This window comes from Mycolicibacter heraklionensis, assembly GCF_001021505.1.
Taxonomy (GTDB): Bacteria; Actinomycetota; Actinomycetes; order Mycobacteriales; family Mycobacteriaceae; genus Mycobacterium; species Mycobacterium heraklionense.
The window spans coordinates 61,853-69,488 of sequence record NZ_LDPO01000025.1 but is presented as its reverse complement, the minus strand read 5'-3'; the positions used below and the strand labels follow the sequence as shown (position 1 = coordinate 69,488).

6 protein-coding genes are annotated in these 7,636 nt (G+C 69.6%); 4 read left to right on the top strand and 2 right to left on the bottom strand.

Going from position 1 to position 7,636, the window contains the following annotated elements; translation table 11 throughout:
• The first annotated feature begins 89 nt into the window (after positions 1 to 89).
• Genes ABW16_RS21080 through pknB form a run of 4 tightly spaced genes read left to right on the top strand, consistent with a single transcriptional unit; the run spans position 90 to position 6,074 of the window.
• Positions 90 to 1,499, top strand: coding sequence for an FtsW/RodA/SpoVE family cell cycle protein (locus tag ABW16_RS21080; RefSeq protein WP_047321141.1), 1,410 nt, complete (start codon positions 90 to 92; stop codon positions 1,497 to 1,499).
• Positions 1,496 to 2,974 carry a D,D-transpeptidase PbpA gene (gene pbpA / locus ABW16_RS21075; protein ID WP_047321140.1) on the top strand — a complete coding sequence of 493 codons (1,479 nt, stop codon included), beginning with the start codon at positions 1,496 to 1,498 and terminating at the stop codon, positions 2,972 to 2,974. Before ABW16_RS21080 ends, pbpA begins: the two co-directional genes overlap by 4 nt.
• Entirely contained in the window at positions 2,971 to 4,203 is a 1,233-nt protein-coding gene (locus ABW16_RS21070; protein WP_047321139.1) for a protein kinase domain-containing protein, read from the top strand. Before pbpA ends, ABW16_RS21070 begins: the two co-directional genes overlap by 4 nt.
• Complete coding sequence (pknB, locus tag ABW16_RS21065; protein ID WP_047321152.1) at positions 4,200 to 6,074, top strand: Stk1 family PASTA domain-containing Ser/Thr kinase; 1,875 nt, start codon at positions 4,200 to 4,202, stop codon at positions 6,072 to 6,074. Before ABW16_RS21070 ends, pknB begins: the two co-directional genes overlap by 4 nt.
• Here pknB and ABW16_RS21060 read toward each other — a convergent pair whose 3' ends face one another.
• Complete coding sequence (locus ABW16_RS21060) at positions 6,075 to 6,746, bottom strand: aminodeoxychorismate/anthranilate synthase component II (RefSeq protein ID WP_047321138.1); 672 nt, start codon at positions 6,744 to 6,746, stop codon at positions 6,075 to 6,077.
• 38 nt (positions 6,747 to 6,784) lie between these two features.
• A complete protein-coding gene (locus ABW16_RS21055) occupies positions 6,785 to 7,546 on the bottom strand; it encodes a DUF881 domain-containing protein (protein ID WP_047321137.1) in 762 nt (253 codons plus the stop codon).
• Positions 7,547 to 7,636 lie beyond the last annotated feature (90 nt).

Sequence of the window (7,636 nt, the reverse complement as noted above, 5' to 3'; positions counted from 1 at the left end):
CCGCAAACCTCCGGAAAGCCGCGCCTGCCCACCCTGACCAACCTGCCGCCGGCACCTCCAGAACCGGGGACCGACTGCCGGGCGGCATCATGAGCACACAGCCGCAGCCGCCGGTGGCGCTGACCCCGGCGCTGCCGGATCGACGCAACGCCGAACTGCTGCTGCTGTGCTTCGCGACCATGATCATCGCCGTGGCGATGCTGATCGTCGAGGCCGGTCACGAGCAGGGCCTGCGCCCCGACCTGGTCGGCTACGGGGTGGCGTTTCTGGTGCTGTTCGGCTTCGCGCACCTGGTCATCCGGCGGTCGGCGCGCTACGCCGACCCGCTGCTGCTGCCGGTGGTGGCCCTGCTCAACGGCCTTGGGCTGGTGATGATTCACCGCATCGACCTGGGGGTCGGGATCGACGGCGCTGACGCCCGCCCCGGGGCCAGCGCGCAGATGCTGTGGACGCTGGTCGGTGTCGGAGTCTTCGCCCTGGTACTGGTGGCGCTCAAGGACCACCGCCAGCTCGCCGGCAGTGGCTACGTCTGCGGTCTGGTGGGCTTGGTGCTGTTGGTGATCCCCGCCCTGCTGCCCGCGTCGCTGTCCGAGCGCCAGGGTGCCAAGATTTGGATTCGGTTGCCGGGCTTCTCAATTCAGCCCGCCGAGTTCTCCAAGATCTTGTTGCTGATCTTCTTCGCCGCGGTGCTGGTGTCCAAGCGCCGGTTGTTCACCAGCGCCGGCAAGCACGTGCTGGGCATGAACCTGCCCCGGCCGCGCGACCTGGCGCCGTTGCTCGCCGCGTGGGTGATCTCGGTCGGCGTGATGGCGTTCGAGAAGGACCTCGGCACGTCCCTGCTGCTGTATGCGTCGTTCCTGGTGGTGGTGTACCTGGCCACTCGGCGGTTCAGCTGGATGGTGATCGGGATGCTGCTGTTCGCCGCAGGCAGCGTGGCCGCCTACTTCCTGTTCAGCCACGTCCGGGTGCGGGTGCAGACCTGGCTGGACCCGTTCGCCGACCCGGAGGGCGCCGGCTATCAGATGGTGCAGTCGCTGTTCAGCTTCGCCACCGGCGGCATCTTCGGCACCGGGCTGGGCAACGGCCAGCCGGGTTATGTGCCCGCGGCCTCGACGGACTTCATCATCGCCGCGTTCGGCGAAGAGCTGGGCCTGGTCGGGCTGGCCGGGGTACTGATTCTCTACACCATCGTGATCGTGCGCGGCATGCGCACGGCGATCGCGGTGCGCGACAGCTTCGGCAAGCTGCTGTCCGCCGGTTTGGCCGCCACGCTGGGCATTCAGCTGTTCATCGTGGTCGGGGGCGTGACGAAGCTGATTCCGCTGACCGGGCTCACCACCCCGTGGCTGTCCTACGGCGGATCCTCGTTGCTGGCCAACTATGTGCTGCTCGCGATCCTGCTGCGGGTCTCGCACGCCGCCCGCCGGCCGCTGAGCACGCAGCCCGTGCGCTCGGCCCCGATCGGCGACACCGGCACGGCGGTGATCGAGCGCGTATGAATACCTCCCTGCGCCGCGTCGCGATGACCCTGATGGCGCTGATCGTGCTGCTGTTGGGCAACGCCACCCTGACCCAGGTCTTCGCCGCCGACGGGCTGCGGGCCGACCCCCGCAATCAGCGGGTGCTGCTCGACGAATACTCCCGGCAACGCGGCCAGATCACCGCCGCCGGCCAACTGCTGGCCTACTCGGTCGCCACCGACGATCGAATCAAATACCAGCGCATTTACCCCGACCCCGCGGTGTATGCGCCGGTCACCGGTTTCTACTCGCTGCGCTACTCCAGCAGCGGCCTCGAGCGCGCCGAGGACACCGTGCTCAACGGATCGGACCCGCGCCTGTTCGGGCTGCGGTTGGCCGACTTCTTCACCGGCCGCAGCCCGCGTGGCGGCACGGTGGAGACCACCATCCGGCCCCGGGTGCAGCAAGCCGGCTGGGAGGCGATGCAGAAGGGATGCACCGGCGGCTGCCGCGGTGCGGTGGTGGCCCTGGAGCCGTCCACCGGCAAGGTGCTGGCGATGGTTTCGGCACCGTCGTATGACCCCAACCTGCTGTCCTCGCACGATTCGGCCAAGCAGGGCCAGGCCTGGCAACAGCTGCGCGACGACCCGGACTCGCCGCTGACCAACCGCGCCATCAGTGAGACCTACCCGCCGGGCTCGACGTTCAAGGTCATCACGACAGCTGCCGCGCTGCAGGCCGGCGTCAGTGAGAACGAGCAGCTGACCAACGCGGCGCGCATCGCCCTGCCCGACAGCACCGTCACGCTGGAGAACTACGGCGGCAACACCTGCGAGGGCAGCGAGCAGACTGTTCCGCTGCGGGTCGCGTTCGCCCGATCCTGCAACACCGCCTTCGTCCAGTTGGGTATTCGTACCGGCGTGGACGCCCTGCGCAGCACCGCCCAGGGGTTCGGGCTGGATATCACCCCCGAACCGATGCCCCTGCAGGTCGCGGAGTCCACCGTCGGCCGGATCGGCGACGCCGCCGCGCTTGGAATGACCAGCATCGGCCAGAAGGACGTCGCGGTCACCCCGCTGAAGAACGCGGTCATCGCGGCGACCATCGCCAACGGCGGGCTGACCATGCAGCCCTACCTGGTCGACGGGCTGGAGGGTCCCGACCTGGCGGGCATCGCCACCACCCAGCCGCACGAGCAGCGCCGTGCAGTGTCCTCGCAGGTCGCGGCTAAGCTAACTGAACTAATGATCGACGCCGAAAGAATGACCCAGCAGGAGGGGGCCATCCCGGGCGTACAGATCGCGTCGAAGACCGGCACCGCCGAACACGGTCCCGATCCGCGGAACACCCCGCCGCACGCGTGGTACATCGCCTTTGCCCCGGCCAGCGCCCCGAAAGTGGCCGTTGCCGTTGTGGTGGAAGACGGTGGCGACCGGTTGGCGGCCACCGGCGGCGCATTGGCCGCACCGATCGGGCGGGCCGTCATCCAAGCCGCCCTGCAGGGGCGATCATGAGCCCCCAAGTCGGCGCGGCGCTGGCCGGGCGCTATCGGTTGCAGCGGCTCATCGCCACCGGCGGTATGGGCCAGGTGTGGGAGGCCGTCGACAACCGGTTGGGCCGCCGCGTCGCGGTCAAGGTGCTCAAGCCGGAGTTCTCCTCCGACCCGGAGTTCATCGAGCGGTTCCGGGCCGAGGCCCGCAACACCGCGATGCTCAACCACCCGGGTATCGCCAGCGTGCACGACTACGGCGAGACCGAGCTGGACGGCGAGGGCCGCACCGCGTTCCTGGTGATGGAACTGGTCAACGGTGAGCCGCTGAACTCGGTGCTCAAGCGGACCGGGCGGTTGTCGCTGCGGCACGCCCTGGACATGCTGGAGCAGACCGGGCGCGCCTTGCAGGTGGCGCACAGCACCGGGCTGGTGCACCGCGACGTCAAGCCCGGCAACATCATGATCACGCCCACCGGCCAGGTGAAGATCACCGACTTCGGCATCGCCAAGGCCGTCGACGCCGCGCCGGTCACCCAGACCGGCATGGTGATGGGCACCGCCCAATACATCGCTCCGGAGCAGGCGCTGGGGCAGGACGCCACAGCCGCCAGTGACGTGTACTCCCTGGGCGTGGTCGGCTACGAGGTGCTCTCAGGCCGTCGGCCGTTCACCGGAGACGGTGCGCTGACGGTAGCGATGAAGCACATCAAGGAACCGCCGCCGCCGCTGCCGGCCGAGTTGCCGCCCAACGTGCGCGAACTGATCGAGATCACGCTGGCCAAGAACCCGGGGATGCGCTACCGCAGCGGCGGCCCGTTCGCCGACGCGGTCGCCGCGGTGCGGTCCGGTCGCCGTCCCACCCGGCCCAGTCAGGCACTTCCGGTCGGGCGCGCCGCCCCGTCGGCCATCCCGTCGACGGCAGCCACCCGCGCCGCACCGCCGGTGTCGGCTCGAGCCACCGCGGCGCGCCGGGCCCGGCCCAGCGCCGGCAACCATCGCACGCCGCCCCCCCGACGCACGTTCACCGCCGGGCAGCGCGCGCTGCTGTGGGCGGCCGGGGTGCTGGGCACGCTGGCGATCATCATCGCGGTGCTGATCGTGGTCAACGCCAAGAGCCCGGGCGGCTCCCTGGCGCCGGCCACTGTCACCGACACCGGGGCACCACTGACCAGCTCGTCGAGCTCCGAATCGTCGTCGGCGACGCCACCCGCGCACTCGTCGGGATGGACCTGGCACAGGATTTCAGAATGACGACGCCGCAGCGGCTCTCCGACCGCTACGAACTCGGCGAGATCCTCGGCTTTGGCGGGATGTCGGAGGTGCACCGCGCCGTCGACACCCGGCTGCACCGCGAGGTGGCCGTCAAGGTGCTGCGCGCCGACCTGGCCCGCGATCCCAGCTTCTATCTGCGCTTCCGCCGGGAGGCGCAGAACGCCGCGGCCTTGAACCACCCGGCGATCGTCGCCGTCTACGACACCGGCGAAGCCGAGACCCCGGCCGGGCCGCTGCCCTACATCGTGATGGAGCTGGTCGAGGGCGTCACGCTGCGCGACATCGTGCACAACGACGGCCCGATGCCGCCGATCCGGGCCATCGAGGTGATCGCGGATGCCTGCCAGGCACTGAACTTCAGCCACCAGCACGGCATCATCCACCGGGACGTCAAGCCGGCCAACATCATGATCGACCGGCACAACGCGGTGAAGGTCATGGACTTCGGCATCGCCCGCGCGGTCGCCGACGCCGGCAACAGCGTCACGCAGACCGCCGCGGTGATCGGCACCGCCCAGTACCTGTCGCCCGAACAGGCTCGCGGCGAGGGCGTCGACGCCCGCTCGGACGTGTACTCGCTGGGCTGCGTGCTGTATGAAATCCTCACCGGCGACCCACCTTTCGTCGGCGACTCACCGGTGGCGGTGGCCTACCAGCACGTCCGCGAAGACCCGGTGCCCCCGTCGCAGCGGCTCCCGGGCCTGCCCGCCGACCTGGACGCGGTGGTGCTCAAGGCGTTGGCGAAGAACCCGGACAATCGCTACCAGACGGCCGCCGAGATGCGTGCCGATCTGGTGCGGGTCCACAACGGGGAGACTCCCGAGGCCCCCCGGGTGCTCACGGCGGCCGACCGTGCCTCGATCATGACGCCCCGGTCCGGCGACAGCACCGGGGCTCAGACCGACCCGCTGCCCCGTCAGGAACTCGACTTCGCCCACGAGCGGCCGGGCTCGGTGGGCCGGTGGCTGATCGCCGCGATCGTGCTCGCCGTGTTGACCGTGATCGTCACGGTGTCGATCAACACGTTCGGCGGCCGTACCCACCAGATCCAGGTTCCCGACGTCAGCGGCCGTGCGTCGGTCGACGCGATCGCCGAACTACAGAACAAGGGCTTCAAGACCCGCACCGAGCAGCGCGCCGATTCCACCGTCCCGCCCGACCACGTGATCGGCACCGACCCGCCCGCCGGCGCCCCGGCGAACAAGGGCGACAAGATCACCGTCGACGTGTCCTACGGTCCCGAACAGCGCCAGCTTCCCGACGTGGCGACCCTGAGCTACGCCGACGCGGTCAAGAAGCTGACCGCCGCCGGTTTCGGCAAGTTCAAACAGGTCAACTCGCCGTCGACCCCGGAACTCAAAGACAAGGTGATCGGCACCAACCCGCCGGCGAATCAGACCACGGCGGTCACCAACGAGATCATCATCGTGATCGGCAGCGGCCCGGCCACCAAGCCCGTTCCCGACGTCACCGGCCAGACGCTGGACCTGGCGCAGAAGAACCTGACGGTCTACGGATTCACCAAGATCACCGAAGTGACGGTGGACAGTCCGCGGCCGGCCGGTGAGGTGATCGCCACCAGCCCGCCCAGCGGCGAGACCGTGCCCGTCGACGCGGTGATCGAGCTACGGGTCTCCCGCGGCAACCAGTTCGTGATGCCGGATCTGACCGGCATGTTCTGGACCGACGCCGAACCGCAGCTGCGGGCCCTGGGCTGGACCGGGATGCTGGTCAAGGGCGCCGACGTCGACGCCGGCGGGTCCGGGCACAACCGGGTGCTCTACCAGAGCCCGGCAGCGGGCCAGGGCGTCAACACCGACGGCAACATCACGCTGCGCTTCGGCCAGTAGTCAGCTGGCCGTACTGCTGGCGATACGCGCGGTCTGCACGGTCGCGGCGATCTCCTCCTCCAGCCGGCGCACCAAGGCGTCGTCGCAGGTGTAGCCGCAGTAGCCCAGCCAGTTGGCCAGCATCCGGTGACCGCCCTCGGTGAGGATGGACTCCGGGTGGAACTGCACCCCGTGGATGGGCAGCTGGGTGTGCCGCACCGCCATGATCACCCCGCCGCGGGTGCGCGCCGTGGCCTCCAGAACGGGGGGCAACGTCTCGGGCAGGATCGTCAACGAGTGATAGCGGGTGGCCGTGAACGGGTCCGGCAAACCCTTGAGCACCCCGGCGTCGGTGTGGAAGACGGTGCTGGTCTTGCCGTGCAGCAGCTCCGGCGCCCGGCCCACGGTGCCGCCGAAGGCGACGCCGATCGCCTGGTGCCCCAGGCATACTCCCAGCACCGGGACCCGCGCCGCCGCGCATGCACCGACCAGAGCGATCGACGCACCGGCGCGTTCGGGCGTGCCCGGTCCGGGGCTGAGCAGCACCCCGTCGAAGTCGGCAACGGCAGCGGCCGGGTCGGCCAGCCGGGCGTCGTCGTTACGCCAGACGGCAGCCTGTACGCCCAGCTGGCCCAGATACTGGACCAGGTTGAACACAAAGCTGTCGTAATTGTCGACGACGAGGATCCGCACGCCCAACAGGCTACCGCCGCACGGCGCGGGGACCGGTGTCAGTAGTCGACCGGCCCGGCCGGCACGGCATAGCGCATCCGGGCGAGCGCCGGTGTCTCGACGACCTCCAGGTCCGTACTGACCTGCTCGCTGTAGCCCAGACCGAACCGGATCACGTACTGCTTGTAGAGGGTGACCAGGGGATCTGCGGCCAACGCGGCCTGCATCGCGGCCGGGTCACCGATCGCGGTCACCACATACGGGGGGCTGTAGGTTCGGCCGTCCAGCAGCAGGGTGTTGCCCACACAGCGCGGTGCCGACGTAGCGGTGATCCGCTGGTCCTGCATCTGCACCGCTTCAGCCCCGGAGCTCCACAGTGCGTTGAGTACGGCGGAGATGTCCTGTTGGTGCACCACGAGATCGTCGGGGGAGGCATCGCGGGGGAACCGGCCGTTGGCGTCGCGCTGGGCGTCGGTGAGCGTCACCACCAGGCCCGGTCCGTGCATCGCCTCCAAACCGGCGGCCTCGGCGAGTTGCTCGGTGCGTTTGCGCATCGCCGACAGGGCAACGCCGGAGCCTCGGCCGTGTACCGAACCCACGGCGGTTGCCAACGTGTCGCGCTGCGTGGTGAGTTCTTCCACCGTGGCCTGGGTCGAGCGGACCAGGTCGACCAGCCGGGGGGCGTCCCCACGGCGGATCTCTTTGCCGCCGGAGACACCGTGGGTGGCCGCCAGCAGCAAGCCGGCCAGTAAGCAGACCAGCGGGACTCCGAGCTGCCATGGGGAGCGGCGGCCGGGAGACGGCGGCCCGTTGCGCTCCATCGGCTCTCCCGTTCTCGGTTAGATTGTGCTGCTGGGCTAATCTCGTACCGACCCATACTCGCAGCTTCACGCCGCACCGTCCCGAGGTAC

What these genes read in the sequence shown, in the direction of transcription:
- ABW16_RS21080 (WP_047321141.1), top strand. Translation starts at nt 90, where the DNA reads ATGAGCACACAGCCGCAGCCGCCGGTGGCGCTGACCCCGGCGCTGCCG.
- pbpA (WP_047321140.1), top strand. Translation starts at nt 1,496, where the DNA reads ATGAATACCTCCCTGCGCCGCGTCGCGATGACCCTGATGGCGCTGATC.
- ABW16_RS21070 (WP_047321139.1), top strand. Translation starts at nt 2,971, where the DNA reads ATGAGCCCCCAAGTCGGCGCGGCGCTGGCCGGGCGCTATCGGTTGCAG.
- pknB (WP_047321152.1), top strand. Translation starts at nt 4,200, where the DNA reads ATGACGACGCCGCAGCGGCTCTCCGACCGCTACGAACTCGGCGAGATC.
- ABW16_RS21055 (WP_047321137.1), bottom strand. Translation starts at nt 7,546, where the DNA reads ATGGAGCGCAACGGGCCGCCGTCTCCCGGCCGCCGCTCCCCATGGCAG.